This is a genomic window from Undibacterium paludis (genome assembly GCF_022568815.1).
Classification (GTDB): Bacteria; Pseudomonadota; Gammaproteobacteria; order Burkholderiales; family Burkholderiaceae_D; genus Undibacterium.
Genome location: NZ_JAKZHX010000011.1, coordinates 194,496 through 212,335, shown reverse-complemented (window position 1 = coordinate 212,335; position 17,840 = coordinate 194,496). Strand labels below are relative to the sequence as shown.

The 17,840-nt window shown below is 49.5% G+C and carries 16 protein-coding genes; 2 read left to right on the top strand and 14 right to left on the bottom strand.

The features are described from left to right. Positions 1 to 18: 18 nt before the first annotated feature. From LZ463_RS19700 to LZ463_RS19660, 9 genes are all read right to left on the bottom strand, one after another. On the bottom strand, positions 19 to 1,047 hold the full coding sequence (locus LZ463_RS19700; protein ID WP_241457579.1) for a hypothetical protein: 1,029 nt from the start codon (positions 1,045 to 1,047) through the stop codon (positions 19 to 21). 14 nt (positions 1,048 to 1,061) lie between these two features. Further along, positions 1,062 to 2,165 (bottom strand): M23 family metallopeptidase, encoded by a 1,104-nt coding sequence (locus LZ463_RS19695; protein WP_241457577.1) that lies wholly within the window; start codon positions 2,163 to 2,165, stop codon positions 1,062 to 1,064. Beyond that, positions 2,155 to 2,874 carry a hypothetical protein gene (locus LZ463_RS19690; RefSeq protein ID WP_241457575.1) on the bottom strand — a complete coding sequence of 240 codons (720 nt, stop codon included), beginning with the start codon at positions 2,872 to 2,874 and terminating at the stop codon, positions 2,155 to 2,157. Before LZ463_RS19690 ends, LZ463_RS19695 begins: the two co-directional genes overlap by 11 nt. After that, the gene (locus LZ463_RS19685; RefSeq protein WP_241457573.1) at positions 2,871 to 3,512 is read right to left on the bottom strand and encodes a hypothetical protein; all 642 of its coding nucleotides are present in this window, start codon (positions 3,510 to 3,512) and stop codon (positions 2,871 to 2,873) included. The genes LZ463_RS19690 and LZ463_RS19685 overlap by 4 nt, the downstream gene beginning before the upstream one ends. A gap of 42 nt (positions 3,513 to 3,554) precedes the next feature. Beyond that, positions 3,555 to 5,210, bottom strand: coding sequence for a transglycosylase SLT domain-containing protein (locus tag LZ463_RS19680; RefSeq protein WP_241457571.1), 1,656 nt, complete (start codon positions 5,208 to 5,210; stop codon positions 3,555 to 3,557). Positions 5,211 to 5,242: 32 nt separating this feature from the next. After that, positions 5,243 to 6,412 (bottom strand): hypothetical protein, encoded by a 1,170-nt coding sequence (locus tag LZ463_RS19675; protein ID WP_241457569.1) that lies wholly within the window; start codon positions 6,410 to 6,412, stop codon positions 5,243 to 5,245. A 14-nt stretch (positions 6,413 to 6,426) separates the two neighbouring features. Then, positions 6,427 to 7,065 carry a hypothetical protein gene (locus LZ463_RS19670; protein WP_241457567.1) on the bottom strand — a complete coding sequence of 213 codons (639 nt, stop codon included), beginning with the start codon at positions 7,063 to 7,065 and terminating at the stop codon, positions 6,427 to 6,429. Positions 7,066 to 7,183: 118 nt separating this feature from the next. Continuing rightward, a complete protein-coding gene (locus tag LZ463_RS19665; protein WP_241457565.1) occupies positions 7,184 to 7,810 on the bottom strand; it encodes a hypothetical protein in 627 nt (208 codons plus the stop codon). After that, positions 7,807 to 8,295, bottom strand: coding sequence for a type IVB secretion system protein IcmW (locus LZ463_RS19660; RefSeq protein ID WP_241457563.1), 489 nt, complete (start codon positions 8,293 to 8,295; stop codon positions 7,807 to 7,809). Before LZ463_RS19660 ends, LZ463_RS19665 begins: the two co-directional genes overlap by 4 nt. A 209-nt stretch (positions 8,296 to 8,504) precedes the next feature. Here LZ463_RS19660 and LZ463_RS19655 point away from each other — a divergent pair, with 209 nt between their 5' ends. Beyond that, positions 8,505 to 9,011, top strand: a complete 507-nt coding sequence (locus tag LZ463_RS19655; RefSeq protein WP_241457561.1) for a hypothetical protein — start codon at positions 8,505 to 8,507, stop codon at positions 9,009 to 9,011. Between the two features lie 30 nt (positions 9,012 to 9,041). Further along, positions 9,042 to 11,399, top strand: coding sequence for a DotA/TraY family protein (locus LZ463_RS19650; protein ID WP_241457559.1), 2,358 nt, complete (start codon positions 9,042 to 9,044; stop codon positions 11,397 to 11,399). A gap of 283 nt (positions 11,400 to 11,682) precedes the next feature. Here the strand turns inward: LZ463_RS19650 and LZ463_RS19645 are convergent, their stop codons facing one another. The 5 genes from LZ463_RS19645 to LZ463_RS19625 all read right to left on the bottom strand — a co-directional run bounded on the left by LZ463_RS19645 (position 11,683) and on the right by LZ463_RS19625 (position 17,775). Continuing rightward, positions 11,683 to 12,549 carry a hypothetical protein gene (locus LZ463_RS19645; protein ID WP_241457557.1) on the bottom strand — a complete coding sequence of 289 codons (867 nt, stop codon included), beginning with the start codon at positions 12,547 to 12,549 and terminating at the stop codon, positions 11,683 to 11,685. Between the two features lie 177 nt (positions 12,550 to 12,726). Continuing rightward, positions 12,727 to 12,939 (bottom strand): hypothetical protein, encoded by a 213-nt coding sequence (locus LZ463_RS19640; protein ID WP_241457555.1) that lies wholly within the window; start codon positions 12,937 to 12,939, stop codon positions 12,727 to 12,729. Positions 12,940 to 13,503: 564 nt separating this feature from the next. After that, complete coding sequence (locus LZ463_RS19635; RefSeq protein ID WP_241457554.1) at positions 13,504 to 14,580, bottom strand: hypothetical protein; 1,077 nt, start codon at positions 14,578 to 14,580, stop codon at positions 13,504 to 13,506. Between the two features lie 4 nt (positions 14,581 to 14,584). Continuing rightward, on the bottom strand, positions 14,585 to 15,220 hold the full coding sequence (locus tag LZ463_RS19630) for a YcbK family protein (protein WP_241457715.1): 636 nt from the start codon (positions 15,218 to 15,220) through the stop codon (positions 14,585 to 14,587). A 17-nt stretch (positions 15,221 to 15,237) separates the two neighbouring features. Beyond that, positions 15,238 to 17,775: a type IV secretory system conjugative DNA transfer family protein gene (locus LZ463_RS19625; RefSeq protein WP_241457552.1), complete on the bottom strand. Its 2,538-nt coding sequence runs from the start codon at positions 17,773 to 17,775 to the stop codon at positions 15,238 to 15,240. Positions 17,776 to 17,840 lie beyond the last annotated feature (65 nt).

The window sequence follows — 17,840 nt, the reverse complement described above, 5'->3', positions numbered from 1 at the left end:
GTCTCAGTGTCAGCAGACTTACAAGCCCGGAATTCCCAAAGGCTTGCGCACAGGCGCTTCTTGCGCCTTGTTTTTTTCTGCATCTGCTGCCTTGACGGCACTGGCGGGTGCCAGCTTACCCTCATTCACCGTGGGACTGACTGCAGACGCCGCCGCATCGGGCTTGGTTACCGCTACAGAGCTGTAGCGGCCACCGGGACCAAAGGGCTCTTTCGGGATATAGTTTTTATTCTTGCGTAATTGACGAGAGAAATCCTCAAGCTGTGCCTTGACCGCTTCGGCAGTTCCGGGCGGCAGGGCGGAAGCTCTGGGTGTGTAAGTAGCAGGTTCATCTTTTGCCATCTTCTGTACCAGCCAGTTTGACTGCAGGGCTGACAGTGGCAAAGGAATGGCCATGGTCTGACCGCCTACTTTTGACGTCTCGTTGAAATTTTTCCCATACTCTGCCTGCCTGTCGAGATTGGCTTTCATGTAGGCGTTCGCCTCTTCTAGCATGCGCCTGTTCTTTTCCTGTTGCAACGGATCGGTGTACTTTTGCCGCAATTGAGCTTCCCGGTGTTCAAAGTAAGCCTTTTGTTGCGGACTCATTACCTTGTTATCGCCACGGTCCAATCCCAGCAGATGGGCGTGCAATTTATCCAGAGCTGCGTTCAAAGGGTTATAGCCTGGATCGGCATCGATGGTTTTCATCTGGGTATCGTAGTAATTCCTGAAATTTTCTACGATTTTTCGACGTTCTGCCGGCATCGCCGCCATTTTTTTGGCATGACTGTCTTCCATCGACTGCGCAATCTCTGCACCATTTTGCTTCTGCAACTGATCTATCGCAGCCTGATATTTTTTCGCATCGTCGGGTCTCAGTTTTTCTTTGACGCGCTGGTTCATTAACTTTGACTGTTCGTCAACAGCCTTTTTTCGTGCCGCTGGCGCATCCATTTGCGTCAGGTCGTCCGCCAATTGCGCCGATGCAAAAACAGGCCAGGTCAGACCACCGAGCAGGCCAGATATCAACAGCATTTGCAATACAGATTGCTTATTGAGGCTCATGGTCATGTCTTGTATCACTTCGGTGCAATGCTAAGCAGCGCAGGGTCACGCAATTTCTTCACCTTGATCTGACTGGCAACTTCGTTTAGCAACGCCGTTCTGGTGGCAGATAACTGAACAATATTTTCAGCCACTTCCTGCTTTTGATATTGCATGTAAATCTGGTAGGCAGTCATTACCGCCAAGTCATAATACAAAGGCAGCTCTGCTTTCTGCGCCAGTTCAGAATACCATTGCTCAGATCCGAAACGTTTCCTTGCTTCGCTCCCTATCATCTCAGAAAAAGACATTTCTTCTGCCAGGACAGGAGCTGGTATGACGGGCTGCTTTGAAGCATTCGCTCCAGACTGGTTCATTTTGGCCAGATCAACGTTGGTCGTAGTATTTGAATTGGCAATGGCGGAGCTTGGTATGGTGCCAGTCGTCGCATTCTGTACCATGTACTGATCATAGAAAGCTTTGTCGAAATTCTTGTCCCCTGCGCCGTAGACATTGTCCTTTGTTGCCCCGGCGGGCCGTATCAGACTCAAGGGGGGTTTTCTGTCGGGCGTGTCAACCGCCGCTTGATAAGAAAATGAGACGCCGCCACAAAAAGGTGGCGGGATACGGAATGCCGAAGTCTGCGAAGGGTCTCCTTTGGTGATGACCTCAAGGTGAATATGCTCGGGATTTGGCAAAATGCCGGTATTGGAAGGAACTCCTATCTTGTCACCAACACTGATGGTCGAACCATTGACTCTTGGTTTTCCACTGGCATCAGGCTCAAAGTTTTTCAGATGGCAAAACTTTGCCGACAATCCATCTGGCTGCTGGATCACCACCATGTTTCCGCATTGGCCCAACCCGGAATAGGCCATATACTTGCCTTCAATAGGTGCAACAACCATAGGATCAGGCAGGGCTTTCTTGGAAAAATCTGTCCCGTAATGGAATTGCCATTTGCCTTTGCCATTGGGGTTGGCGCCAAAACGCCATCCAAACGGACTGCTGATAACCAGCGAACCTGACTTGACGACTGTTTGCAGACAAGCCGCCGCCATCGCTGGATTCTGTGCAAGCAGGGTTGCGCAGGTAACAGCCAGTAGCGTAGACGATCTCAAAGAAAATTTAGCCCGCATTTTTTTTCAACAATGGTTTGAGTATGGATTTGATGATGTCTTTTTCCTGCCGTGAAGGATTTTCTTTTTCCATCAGGAACACTCCTGATTCATAGGCGACTTTGTCGTCAAAGCCAAGACCCAGAGCGGCCCAGTTAATGTATTGCTTCAATTTGTCATTCTTTAACTCACTTTGCGCCCGATCCGCAGAAGCATGTATCAACCTGCACACGACCTGATCATCTGCGCCATCATGAATACTGTCAACACAAAGTGCGTTATAGAGAAAGTGATGCAATCCCAGGTATGGCAGATCAAGCGCAACACCCCTTGCCTGATCGGCCTGCTTCAGGCGTACCGCTGTGTAAAACAGGATCTGCGCTGACACGACCTGGTCATTGGCGGCGAACAGAGCCATCTTCCTGTAGATCATGGCATAACGCTTGTCGCGCTCACCTGCTATTACCCCCTGTGGTCGCAGACCTGCCAGCTTGGGATAGGCATAAGCCAGTGAGGTATCTATTTTCTTGACTGCTTCAGCTTCTTTCAGCTGTGATTTTCTTTCAGCTTCCGGCTGGCTTTTGGCAATCTTGTCGATAATATAGTATGAAAACCAGGGGTTATCTTCACCCGGTTCTTGCCCGATAGCCAATTGCGCGCAAGCCTGATTCTGCATCAGGAAAACTGCGCATGCCAGTACCAGCAATTGACGTAAAGATATGTGCATCATTTTTTTGCTATATACCGTTTGCTTTGTGCATCAAATGAAAAAGAAAAAGTCCTGTCCAGTTTTTCCAGACCATTGGCACTTGCATTGACAGTAGTACCAGATTGTCGCAATTGCACATCAGGATATTCATTTGCTGCGCTGGCAAGAAAAACCACCGTCAGCTTGCTGTCCGCGCAGAGTTTTTTGCCTTCACAGGCAGCCCCTTCCAGGTTATTGAGCAGGACCGGCGCGGTTTTAAGTACATTGACCGGTTTCTTGTCTGCAGAGAAGATGAACACTTCTGCTGAGGCATAGGCATATCCGGCTTTGTTTGACGGCACGATGACCACGGCAACAGGGTTTTTGTTCTGTGAGAAGAACCCGCTTGTATTGCTAGCATCTTCAACTGATATGCTTGCGACACCACCAGGTGCGCGCACGGTAATTCCATCGTTGCCGCATTTACCTGAATTTTCAGGACAATTGCCATCGCGTACAAAGCTGGAAATCCAGTAGCTATCCGCACCGCTAGCCGTCACAGCGACAATCTTTTCGATGCCAGCGGCAGATTTTACTTCATGCCCGACTTTGATGGCATCTGCTGCCTGACTGGAACAGACGCTGCCGGACAGCATGACGGTGATCAAAAATTTTTTCATAGTTCTGACAGGATTATCTCATTTGGATTTTCACGCTGCGCTCTAGCAGGCATTCGCGCCAAACTTCTTGCGCCAGAATTCCCAGTACATCTGACCATTGATCTGATCCAGTGGAACACGTGGGCTCATATTGCCTTGTATCGCTTTTTTGCGCGCGGCAGACAGAGGAGCGCCGGTAGTAATATTGTCATAAATCTGTTTGAAACCAGCTGCCCCCATATTGTGCATGCCATACAGGACGAAAACTGGCGGCACACCTTTGACGCCATTCGGAAAGGTACTGGAAAACGCAGCAATATTGGCTATTGCGTATTTCTTGGCCGCTATCGCATTCTGATAGGGATCGAAAACAGCCGTTGGCATCAAGCCGCTCATACCGACGTCAGCCAAAGCACCGACCCCCATCTGATATAAACCGTAATAGCCAGCAGAACTGACCGCCGTAGGATTTTTGGTCGACTCTACATAGGCATAGTAATGCCAGGCTGATCTGGAGACACCGAAATTGAGCAAAGGAGTACCAGAATCAGCGTTGGCGAAAGAGTTGTTGATTGCGGTGTTGACATCAGCCTTACCCATTTTTTCGTACTGCGCAAAGTCCATGCTGGCAGCGCATCTTGATTGAGTTTCCGGTGCACCAGTTGTCGTTGCGGCAGGGTCCAGGTTGGGATTGGCGTCGGCAATCTGGTTGGCCACGTCAGCACGGGCAGAATTATCTGCATTAAAAGCCACCACCACTTTGCTGCGGCGGGCGATCTGGGAATTCAGGGAATGCGCCACGGTACTCATACGCGCCTGGACCACATTATTACTGCCCGAAAATGCCTTTCTGGTGTCCGAGTTATAGGTATCTTCGGAATAATCCATCGCCGGGTAATTGCCCATGCCAAGGACATTTTCTGACCAGATCATGGCAGCACGTTTTTCTTCTTCAGACAACTGCGTAGTCCTAGTCTCCCCGTCCTGGTTATAACCAGGAGGCATCACATCCAGGTTTTGCATGTGATCTGCCGCAGCTGCGTAGCAGATGCCGTTAAAGACATCAGACAAACTGCAGTATGAAGTGGAATGGCGATTGTAGCTGGCTTCAGCATCCGCCATGCGCGAAGTTCGCATACTGTTGACGATACGCGTATTCATCGCATCTGCAGCAATCGCAGTGCCGGAAGAAGTCAGCGGCGTAACCTGTGTCTGCGCCACCAGTTCGTTACAGACCCTGGCTGGATGATCACTCCCCATGTTCTTGACCAAGGCCGCTGTCGCTGCTTCCTGCGGCCCTTTTGGCGGACTGACGCTCAGGCCCACCTGGGACCCATACAGGAAAGATTTTCCCTGCAGTGTTGAAGCTTCACCATCACTGGCAACTTTATTACGCGCACCATTCATCTCTATGGCTGCCGCAACCTTGGCCCCGGCCCCCCAAATTTCTGGCAAAACCTGATAGTTGACCAAGCCATTGAGTGCCAATGTAAACGAAGCCACTGCTGCTGAAATCGCTGCCAGAATAGTCCCCGTTGCTTCAGATATACCCGCCAGCATGGCAGGGGACCAGACCTCACAACAATAAAACGCCCATACCGACCGGGACGCAAAAAACAGGGGGAGCAGCAAAAAACTCAACAACGACCAGACATAGCGCCGAGGAACACTTTTCCTGGCGGCGGGTTGTGGCTGCAATTCTTGTTTATTGAAAAACATGCGCATGGTTGGTGTAATTTTCAGTGCGTCGATTAGGGAGTGCTACCAATCGCACGTATAGCCATTTCACGATTTTTCGTGTAATTTGGATTGAGGCTGACAGCGATTTCATTCAGTATGGCCACTTGCGTTGCCAGGTTTTGCTCTACACGCTCCTGTTGCACATAGGATTGATAGTCCATCCAGCTCTTGAATGCCATCATCTTATTCAGTTCGCGCAACAACCCGTTGGTATTGTATTGTGACAAGGTCAGATACCAGGACTGGTCAACAAAGCGGTTTTCCACGAATAATTTCATGGCCTGCAAAGGCGACAAGGCCGTCAGCCCTGGTGCTACCACGCCCATCGATTCTGGCGTTAAACTAGGATCCACCTTGCGCATCAGCGCTCCATTTTCCATCGTTGCCAGGGGAACGGATGCACGGGCAGCGTAGGTGTTGTTTGCTGACAGCCATTGCTTGCCAGCTGCAGTTTTGGAAATTTCAGCCACATTGGCAGGTGTATTGGGAGGTTCACCGACGACGTTGATGGCAAAGCGGGACGCTGCAATCACACCGGCATCATCCAGTGGCTGGTCTGCTGACGCCAGCACGGTCTTGGAAGCATTGACCGGTGCCTGGTAGTAACGCTTGCCTTCGGCGGAGCTGTCCATATAGGTCATATCGTCCTGATAGCGCTTGGCCATTTCAGTACGGATATCTGGTGAACCATTGCGGAAGTAATTCACTTTCTCCTGCACACTCTGTGAATTGGGAGAAACCCCGGCCACTGCAGAACCCAGGGTGGTTGAAGAAGCCAGGTCGTAACAATTACGCTGACCATTCAACATGGGATCGCGTACATTCAAGAGGGCAATAGCGGCTGCTTCGTTGATCTTGATATCGCCATCAACTGCTATCTTTCCCTCTGCCAGCACCTTAGCCCTGGCACCATTCATTTCAACAGCTGCCTTGACCTTGGCGCCGGCTCCCCAGATTTCGGGCAATATCTGCAGTTCCACAATTTCCGTCATGGCGGCAATAATGCCGGCAGCAGCCGTTGCTATCGCACCGGCGACAGTACCGCCAGCCGTGATTGCCCCCGCAGCGGCAATTGCACCATCACCACAACAGGCATACGCACGCAAAGGATATAAAGCCACTGGCAATGCCAGCGTGCAGGAAACCGCTATTGCCACAATTTTTTTGTTCAAGTTTTTCATCGCTTAGCCTTTACTCATAAGCCTGGGATGGTCGACAGAGATTTCATAGGTGCCGGTGCCATAGGTGCAGGCGCCTTCGGCGCTGGTGGTGGTGGACTACCTGTGCCGACACTGACAAAAGTACCAAATGTATTGACGCCTGATTGATTGATGCCGGAATTGACGGTATTGACCGCATTATTCACCGCGCTATTCCATGCACCAGTTGCAGCTGCACAGATTTTCATGATGATTTCACTCACCAGTTTTTCGATAAGCTGATTCAGAATTGCTTCAAATGCAGCAGTGAAGCTGAAACTGGTCGGTAAATTGAACAGCATCGAAATCGTCTGAATGTTATCCAGGCAGGAATTAATGGAGTCATTAAACTTTTTGACTGGATCGCCAGGTGCCGCCGCGACAGCCACGTTCTTACCCGCATCGCTCATTGCCTTATCGACCAAAGTTCCGCAATTGTTCAAGGTACGAGCCTTCACTTCGTTTGACCCAAATGTTTGTGCAGCACGCATGGCTTTCTGCGTATTGACATCAATCGTAACCAGGGGTGAATCGACTGATCCAACTGCACCAACTGTAATGACACTGTCAGCACTGGCAAGAACAGGCATGACTGACATCGCAAGGATCAATGTCCGGCAAATGGTTTTTTTCATCACTTCTCGCATTCCTAAGCTCCTTACTTTTCAATCATTGTGCTGACCCATGCCAGCATGCCGACATGCTACATACTTATCACTACAAAACCACCCCAGTCATCCCTCGACAATCCCGTTACAGCCCTGGAATGGGTGAAGGTGGGCTGACAGGCGCCGGAGCCACAGACGCAGGCGCCATCGGTGCAGGTGGTGGACTACCAACAGAGACAAAAGTACCGAAGGTATTAATACCCGACTGATTGATCCCGGAATTAATCGTATTGATCGCATTACCCACTGCAGAATTCCAGGCACCCGTTGCCGCCGCACATATTTTCATGATGACCTCGTCAACCAGTTTTTCGATGAGTTGTTTCAATATCTGCTCAAACAGCTCAGTAAAACTAAAACTGGTCGGCAAATTGAAAGCCATGGAGATCATCTGTATATTTGCAAAACAGGCGTTCACGCTATCATTCAGTTTTTTCGCAGTGTCGCTGGGCGTCAATGAAGTTGCCATTGCTTTTTTTGCGTCATCGCCAGCGTCCTTCTTTTTCTTGGCACAATCATCGATAAGGCTCATGTCAACCTGTGTTGCACCGACGACCCCATTGGCTGCCAAAATCTTCTGCGCTGAAACATCAAGTGTCGTGATCGTCAAATCACCCACACCAGACATGCCGTCAGCCACGCTTACGCCCGGCAATAAGGCACCGAGCAAAAAACCTGAACACAACAAGAAACGCAAAAGGGCAAGCATCATCTATTCACATTCTGCTCAATAGCATTACGTACCGCCAGCAGGCGCTCAGGAGAAAATACCGTCTGCAGCAAAGCCGTCTTACTGGCAAAGCGCAATCTGTCCATCAACAATTTATAGGCAACTCTGTCCATGCTCGCGACCCCGCCTTCTTCATATAACTGCCTGGCCTCGCGTAAAAAATCGAAACCAGGAAATTCGGTTTCCAGCCAGTGAATAAGACGCAATGCTTTTGAGGAACGCAGGTAAGCCAATACCACAATCAAGTCAGCAACAAATTCTGCTTTTTGCCCCTGAGAGCCGCCTTCCAGGACTTGTGCAAGCATGCCTGGCAATTCAGTAACCAGTGAGCTCAGATCCGTATCCACAACCCCGTTGCGGTCCACCACCCAATCCTCCACTGCATCCATTGAGGCGACGATGAAAGGGGCACTGGGAGCCACCTCACCCCAGTAATCTTCCAAACCAGAAGTTGTCAGATCAATCATTCACCACCCATACCAATAGAATACAACACTTACATATTATAACTACAGAATTGTTTAAAGAAAATACCATTGTATTTTTTACTTTTATTTAAAAAAACGTATACATGTGAACGTTTTTTTAAATTCATTATTTTACTTGTCGACTTTTTAGCAACAGGTTATCATTAATAATTGAAAAAGTGAAAGTAAAAAACTAATTGGTGTAAAATTTGGACAATCAATCAACACCACAAAACACCCATTTAGCAAAAGAACAATCCGAGGGTCTGGCGGATGAAATGGGCGAGCAAATGCAGAAGCACAAGGCGATCGATGCCGTGCATCATGCCGCCGATATGATGCTGGGCCCGGTAGCAGGCATGCTGGTGGCCAACGCGCTGCATGCGGCTGATATCGCGTCAGAGATGTCGAACCAGGCAAATGGCAGAACCAATAATGCAAATGCGATAGCGCTCAATGAGGCGCATGTCACCTTGAACGGTAAGACCACGGTCAAGCCAGTACTGGTACTGGATGCCAATGATGACCTGAAGCATCCCGGCAAAAAACTGAAAAAGAAGCCCAGCGAAAATCTTGTCGGAGAAACTGAGAAGCGCTATCACGAGAGAGCTTTTACCCAGGCAATGGATTTAACGCCGACAATCGGCAGCCCACTTGATCGACCAGGGATGACAGCCTCGTCGGGCCGAAAGAGAAAACGCGTAACACCTATTTGAATTTAATTACAACTTACCTGTCCATCCGTGATGAATACGAAATCGATCAAAGGGAATTCAGGTGAATTGATATGCAAACCAATCATCAGCCATAAAGAGATAGCTATGCGGATGCCTAAATACCTGAACAAAATTGTCTTGCTTGCGCTCATGTCGATTGTCGTGGCGACAAACGCCTACGCCGGCAATTTTTGGACACCCGAAGGAGAATCCGGTGATTACTCCATACAAATTCTGAAATTTGTTTTCGGCCCTGTTGTCACCAGTATTTATGGCGGCGCCATCGTTTCAAATGGCGACAACATTCTCTCAAAGCTGTTAAGCACCATGAATGCCGGCGTTCTTGTCATAGGCATGATTATCATGGCCTACACTTATATTGGCGGCGCGGTCCATACAGCAAAGGACGGTGAATGGCTTGGTAAGAAATGGGACACCATGATGGTGCCGCTTAGGACAGCCGGGGGCATGGCCATGCTCTTGCCTACAGTTGCAGGCTATTCCTTTCTGCAGATTGTGCTGATCTGGTGCGGCCTACAGGCGGTGGGGCTTGGCGGCTCCATCTGGAAAGTGGCGCATCAGGCAGTCACCAGCCAAACACTGATTTCCCCTCCTTATCTGGCACCCAACAAAACAGCCAAGCAGGCATTCTTGATGGTTGCCTGTCGGCAGGCAGGTGAAAAATTCGACATGCACATTGATCCTGTTGAAGAAGACCAGCAAATCACCTACCGGGCTTATGGTTCGCAAAGTGCGCAAAGCGCGGGTTTTTGCGGCACTCTGCGCTGGGGATCGACCGGCACCGGAACAATGCTGCTCGACGGCTACAAAGGGCTTGTCGGATGTGACAGTGTTATTTCCAGTGACGCAGCCTGCAGCACCATCATCGCCGATGCAAAGACTTTCCCTACCGACATGTTCAATATGACAGGAGTTGATTCGCTCACTTTGTTTGACCGCGATACACAGGTGGTTCCTTTTGAAAACGAGATGCGGAAGGCTCACAAGAAGATCATCATGGATATGCTGGCGGGCGCTGGGAATTACTCTGGTCCGTCAAAGGACTTGAATACAATGGCAATCGCATTACTCGCTGCCGATGACGCTTCAAAAAACATCTTATTTCCAGGCGTTGCAAATTCGGTCAGTGATGTGATATCCACTGTTCAGTTTCAATACGAACAAGACCTTCTTGCAGCAATCAAACTTAATTCAAAGAAATATTTGTTTCAAAATTTGGCGCCCTCTGACTTATGGGCAGCAAAGATGGAAGCGCAAATGAAAGACGGTGGTTGGCTGCATGCTGGTTCTTTCTATATGAAGATTGGCAATCTGAATAATGCAGTACAAAACGTCATCAATGGCTCAATTCATGCGACCTATACTGTCCCCAACATTGGTGGCATGGCGAATGACCTTCAGAATTCTGCCTTTTCTGCCTTTTTAAACAATGTAGAGCAGGCTGTAATCGGTACCAATAGCCTTGCGTCAAAAATAGACAGTCAAACTCCACGTTTTGGCCTGGGTTCAGATGTCAGAAAAATCTGGACCAATGTCACAGATGGAATTTCCACCGGGTTATTGAAATTTGCCAAAGTTGGAAAAATCGGAGAATACGGCCTGGATCCACTCATAGAATTGAAATCCATCGGTGACACCACTATCGTTTCCGCAGAAGCCATGCTGGTTTACGGGGCTGGCGCTTTGACCACAAACAAGCAGGACAAGAGCGATGACCCCACAATGTCGATAATACTCTCCGCAGTAGTTGGGGCGATGCTGAGCATGGGGATGTTCCTGGGTATCATTTTGCCCATGATGCCCTATGTTTTTTGGGTGACAGGTGTAGCCTGGTGGTTGATTTCGTTTGTGGAAGCAGTCGTTGCCGCGCCAATCTGGGCCATAGCCCACATGCATCCTGAAGGCCATGACATTGCAGGTCGTGGTTCGCCAGGTTATATGTTTGTCCTGTCTATTTTGGTTAGACCGGCACTCATGGTGATTTTCCTGTTTGCTGCAATGGTATTGATCAAGCCTATCATGACTTTCATCAATCAAGGATTTTTCCAGGCGTTGTCAAATATGACCGAAGGTTCCATGGTTGGTGTGATGACTATCCTCGGCACCTTAATCTTATATTCAGGTATTGCCACCAAAATGATCTTGATGGTATTTGGCCTCATCAATACGGGTCCCGACAATATCATGCGCTGGATAGGTGGCAGTGATTCAGTTGGCTCTCAAGCCCAGACAACTGCTGGTAATATTCAACAGGGTGTGGATGCTGCTGGAGGCAAGGCTGCTACCGAAAGTGCGCCAGCACTGGGTGGTGTAGGTCGTGACGTACGCAAGAAAGCGTCCAATATCGTCGCCGCTGTAAATAAATAAATGCACTTTACAAAAGCCAGCCTGATGCTCATCAGTTTGACCTGATGAGCATCAAAGCACAAACAAGAACAGATAGCGACGAGAGAGCATACTGAAAAATACAAGCAACTCCGCCCAAAATAATCATGCAGTCCACTAAAAGTGTCTGTTTGTTGAGGTGCTACGTCACACAGATCAGACATGAGATGACCATACGGAAATTACAGCCTGATTATTGCCATAAAAAAAGCATCATGTGCCGGGAACGACACATGATGCTTTTTGTTTGAGAACTTGTTTTACATCAAATCTCTGACTGAACTCCTGCCTGGGCATACATTTTCATACCACTTAAAGGCATTTGTGCCAGAAACGGGAGGACGGGATTGGCTTCACGTCCTCGCTTGACTCGCTTTAACATGGCACCATTATCACTGGGAAACTGCAGACCTATACCATCCAGTAACTGTAAATTCAATATCCAGGATTTTTTAGAACGTTCTTTCCAAACGTGCATGGAGTGTTGGTAATACGCCATAGATTGCGATTTACTCCAGCCATTGATGCTGGCCAGGCGATTTAATGCAGCCTCAAAATCCTCTTCACTTTTGGCTCTGGTCAACTCTATGTTTTTTACTGAATGACAGTTTGGGCAGACGCACATCAGGCCTGACATTTTCTGTGTACCGCTGGTTTCGTCAAATTCAAATACTTCGTGACATTCGACAGGATGCTGGTGTCCTTGCTCAAAACCGTTTTCACCGCAAATCTCGCAACGATAACCGGCACGGATATATATGGATTTTTTCAGGCGATTGAAATCGGCTTGTGCAAGATGTGTTCGTACACTGGAAAAACGGCTCGAAAAAGGTACAGGTTCAATCGTCAGCAATGGACGTGGCAGATTTGCCTGAGCCGTGTCGCTCTCTACCGACGGCTTAGTACTCAATATCGTTGGTCGGGCCGCGGCAATTCTCTTCAACTCCAGATGCATCGCCAGCAGATCACTGACAGTCACACCTATTTCTTCTGCATATTTACTGACCACTCGCACATAAGGAAAAATGTTGCTCAATTGCGCCAGGCCAAAATTGAGTTCATTCCGGAACAGGATCCCTTGCTCTTCGTAGAACCCTTCAAGCATGAGCAAGCGACGCTGAGCGGCGGACAAGGAACCCAGCAAGCACAGACGCTTGCTCTGCTGTCGTGGATCATAGGCCACGACCATACGGACAGTGTGCATCATCAGATCCGCCCACTTGGTTTGTGGCCTGGCTCCGGGTGCTGAAGATTTCAAATCCTCATTCATGATTTCGTTCACTGAAGGCTCCAAACTAAAACGCTCTTATCAATCTTGCTGTTCCGAGCTTTGCTGCTCTCGCTTTTTTAACTGACTACGCGGGACGATACCCGCAACATCGTGTTTAAATCCCTGCACGATATTTCTGCCCACCTGCCGCAGCAACTTCAATGCCCAGACTATCAGTCTGATCACCAGTTTGCGCGGCTTTGCGACTTCAGGATCAACTTCGGTTTGCTGGTCAAAAGCGTAAACTGCCATGCACAGCAACACCATCAACAAAATCCAGAAATAAATCATTTTGTCCCTATCGACTTCCTCGCCTTATTACATGAAGCTATCCGGCACTGATGATTCTTGCAGGAAAGAATGTCAAGCACATGAATTAATACAATTTATTTCTTTGCAGTCGACATTTTTATTAAGGCATATTACTTTGCAGAAATTTCGCCAGATTCGCTTCATAGCAGGTGTTCAAGCTTCGTATCTTAACCTAGCGACCATATTCAGCCTATAGCGCCATGCCCAAACGGCTTTTGCATATTGTTTCTATTTGCAATTCCACTTGACAAAAATGAAAATAGTAAATAAACAACGCTTACTACGTCCTCGTCTGTTCAATTATGGGGTTCCCGGTTAATACAAATGTGAGCTCTTCAGCGGTTATGATGCATTGATTTTCAGTCAAGGCAAGGCTAAAGGAGACGCAAACGATAAACTCGCTTCATCTTGATCTCACACCAGGACCAGCCACTTTTTTTCATGTCTTCATGTATGTTTTTATGTCGTTTTGTAGGCAATCTCTGACAAAGGATACATTTGGTTTCAATTTTTCCTGATCATGCGCTCAATTTGTGCGACTTCAGGTTGCTCTGGGACAATGAAAGCATTTTTTTCGCCAGCCCTTTGATAGATCAGCAATGGTGTGCCGCGGAAATTGGTATCGCGCAGGAAAAGCAGGTTTTGTGACAGAGCCCGCGCCATCCTGTCATCGGGTTGTATGGATTTGATCGTCTTGGTAAACATCTTGTCGACGATATCTGCCTCACCGCGATTGTTGAGGAAATAGGCCGCCATCTGCGCCGACGGGCTCTGCATATTATTGCCGCTCAGTGATAACACAGGTATCCACCGTACCCGCAACAGGCCTCTTTGCACATAAGGGCGCAACATTTCCCAGGTTTTATGGCAATGCGGACAAATCGGATCAAAGATGACATAGACAATATTATTGCCACTCCCCTCTTCTACCCAGGCTGTTGATTTTTCGGCAGCTGCAAACACCTTGTTCTTGAATTCCGTAGGCATGGTTTCAAGCTCACGGATACTATTGAGCATCTTGCTTTGCTCTGAAATCGTCTTGTCGACTTCACTTGCAGCCGCGACTGGCGGAGTGGCTGCTCCGGAGCCGAGCTGCTGCGCAGTTTCCTCCTTGGTAATGGAACCACCAGAAGAATTGAATACTTCCCCCAGAGCAAGAAACTTGCCGTTGGCCGTGACGTAGAAAATCTTTTTACTGCCGTTACGGTCTATCACCAGACCCTTGAAACCCGAAGCAGAACGAAACTCACTGACCACATTATTGCCTTTCTCCTGCATGATGCGCTTCCAGTCAGGTGCTGACTTGGGCACCACGGTAGAGGCAGAGACAGGCGAGCCGTTTTCACCGAACAATTCGCCGGAGAAAAGATAGTCACCGTTTTCAGTTACATAGAAGGTCTTCTCAACACCGGAGTTTTCTACAACCAGTCCACGGAATCCTGAGGGAGAAGAGAATTCCTTGACGACCTTGCTCCCGCGCGCCGTCATGATTTTCTTCCAGTCCGTCGCCGCCATGGCCGACAGAGAAAGCGAAATACTCAATCCGAGTATGGCATTTTTTAATATCCAGTTTTTTTGCATTGCTTCATGCCTTCCATAAATTTGGTTTGCCTACCACGTCAGTGTGCACAAACCCACGTTTTTTGTATAAACCTACGCCGCCAGCCCTCAGTCCCAGCGCCACATCAGCCAGGCTGTCGGTGCTGACACCATCAAGCCAGCCATCGGCTGCACCGGCATACACATGGCCGGAATCTGCTGCTGCACCTTCGGTATTGTCATTGGTTACCCATGAGCGATAGCCGGAAGTCAGGTGGTAGTAACCATGTATGCCCTGATTGAACCAGAAGTGGCTCTGCAAGGCCGTAATCAATGCGGCCAGGCGCATGTCTACCTGGACCACTCTGGCACTCCTGACGTCGCGCAGGAACCAGCAGAAGCGTTTATAGCCTTCGGCATCTATCCTGCCGTCCTTGTCCCACAACAAAAAATCAGCTTTTTCAGCGGCATGCCACTTTGATGCCTCCCTGGTCAGATAAATACGTCGCAGTATCTGGCCGTTGCCGACGTGCGCAGGGTAATAAAAATCCGGCCGGAACAACTGCCCGGCTGAAGCGATGGCGCTTGCAGGCAATATCAGGCCCGCAGCCATGGCGAACGAGCTGGCGAGAAAATCGCGCCTGCCCTGTTTGCCGTCAGTTTGCTGCCCTGAGTTTTCCATTGCTATCACGTTTGCCTTCAAGCTGCTGACTTGGGAGCATACCTGTGCCTGAATGTCGCCAGCAGGCTGCTCTGTTCCGGCCGTTTTGCCGGTACCGTGCCGCAGACATAAGAGGCATTCGCAGCAATCGCATGCACAACATGATCCGCATGATTTTTTGCCTGCGCTGCATTCAGCCCGAACAGCCGGTCCATGGCCATCAGTGCCGCATGAGTATGCTGGCGATCGATCAATATCTGTGGCTGCCGCCCTTTGCCAGTCTGCTCTTCCATGGCATACAGTTCACTCAGCGTCTGCTCGGTCTGCCAGGCGACCTCATAAGCAGCAGGCCCCGCCAGTTGTTCATGCAAGGCCGACGTTGTTTCTCCCGCCCAATCTGCTACAACTGCTCTGCTGTCGGCATCCAGGCTTTCGTTGCTGCGGCCAAAGATGCTGACTACCGATCCATCGAATTCAAGGTCTTCTGCTTTTTTCCGGGAAGAGCGCTTGCTGAACAAGGTCCTGGCTGCACGTTCGGGTGTCGGCGACGTATTTGCACCGGCGTCACCAACATTGCCAGCAGCCGTAGTTGCCATCGCTTCGGCAGCCCTGGTTTTGGCGAAAGCAACACTGCTGGCTTCTTCAGTGCGTGGTGCTTGTTGTGCCTGCGCAGGAGTCGCAGTTTCTTCCACTTTTTTGCGTATCGCGTCGGCAGGCAAGTCCCATTCAGCCATTTCACCATAGGCCGGGGGTTTGACCTTGATGAAGTGATTGAGCCGGTACTTGCCCAGCAGGTTTCTTTCATCGACCATGCCGCATGAGAACATGCGTGCACGTATGATCCTGGATTTGAACAGGATATGCGCCTCGCCCGGCTTTTGTTCTTTCAGGTCCTGCAATGACCCACGGGAACGCTGTTCCATCGTGGCATTCATATTGTCCATGTAATTGGTGCCTATGCCATTGGTATTGGCTTGCATGCCACCCATCACCATGACATCTGCCATGCCCACGGATTTTTCAAATATCTCATAGGTGCGTTCCGCATCTTCAAGTTTCATAAAAATCTTGATGTTGCAGTTGGCGGCAATGGACGCAGCATCTTCTTTGGATGCCTTCTCAAAGCCCGGCATGTCCTGGCTGGCAAACACCATGCTGAATCCCAGACTGCGCGCCTGGGCCGGCATCACGGCAACACCAGGTACGGCATAGGCGCCGTATTCGTCCAGGATGGTGACGAATGGTGAGGGTGCATTGGTGGGGCGGTTATCAAGCACCTCCATCTTGCTGCCTTCCATTTGCGCACCCAGGGTTGCTGCCATCATATTTTTCAAACTCATGATGACAACCTTACCAAGGTTGGCCAGTTCGTCCTGGGATTTTTCCAGTGCCGGCAACAAGACCACCAGGATGCGACGGTTGACAACGACATCGTATAAATCAACCTCGCCAAGATTGGTCTTGAAGATGTGGCCCAGTGTATCGGACAAGGAACCAAGTACGCGGGTAAACTGCATCTGCAGATAGCCATGCTGCTCCAGCGTGGTGGCTGACTGGTCTGCGCCTTTCTTTTCAACGAAGCCTGGCAGGGAACTCAGATAAGCCTTGATCGCTGCCTGGGCGCGATCAGATAATTTGATGGGTGTGCCATCAATAGGATTCTTGCCATTGGACAGAGCAACGATATACTTCAATTGCATGAAGTCGCGAATGACTTCCACATCAAGCAGAATACGGCCGGCATCACGCAATGACACCAGTGCTATCATCAAGCCTGTCAGCAAGGAAATCGCGCGACCTTTCCACATATCACCACTACCGCCAGAATCGCCCATCAAACCTACCAGCAACTGTGTCAATGCATCAGATGCGCCAAAAGCAAAGGGATTGATGGTATTGGAGAGCTTGGTCAGTTGCGGGCCCTCGATATCGCGTGAACCTGTACCAAAGTTGATGATCAGGAAATCGTCTTCCCTGCCCATGGCCCGGCTCATGGAAAAAATGGTGGCAAACAGGCTCGCATCGCCTTTACCGTCAACAAAAATAAATCCCGACCCTTGCATCAGGGCGTTATACGCCATCGATACGAGAGTGACAGTCTTACCGCTACCGGTAGAACCGAAAATCAGGATGTGGGTACGCAGGTCGTCGTTGTTGAACCACAATTCGGCATCATCTTTTTTCCGGTTGCCAAAATGCGAAATACCTTTTGCCCAGGTTGGTTTGTCGGTAGCCGGATTGATTTCTTCCGGGTCGATGATGCCAGAACGTCCCTTGCCATCATCGGCAGCAGGATTGTAGTCTGTCGACATCGGCATGCGAAAAGGCAGGCTATAGTGTTTGAAACTGGAGCGTATGTACAAGAAGAGCAAGGCGCAAAATACCACGATGTATTCATGCCAGGCAGGGAACATCATGGCGGCAGCCCCGACCACAAACATCAGTATGCATGCAGCCTCGGGCTTGAACAGGATGTCTTCTTTAATTCTTTGCAACTGCGGACGTGTATCACGCCGCCGGTGATGAGCTTTCACCTCGTTTTCTGGCTCTAGACCCGCCTGGTGTGGTTGGGACATGCTTCCCTCGAAACTGGATTAATACTGACAACAACAAGACTGGCAACACTGTGCATCAAATGACA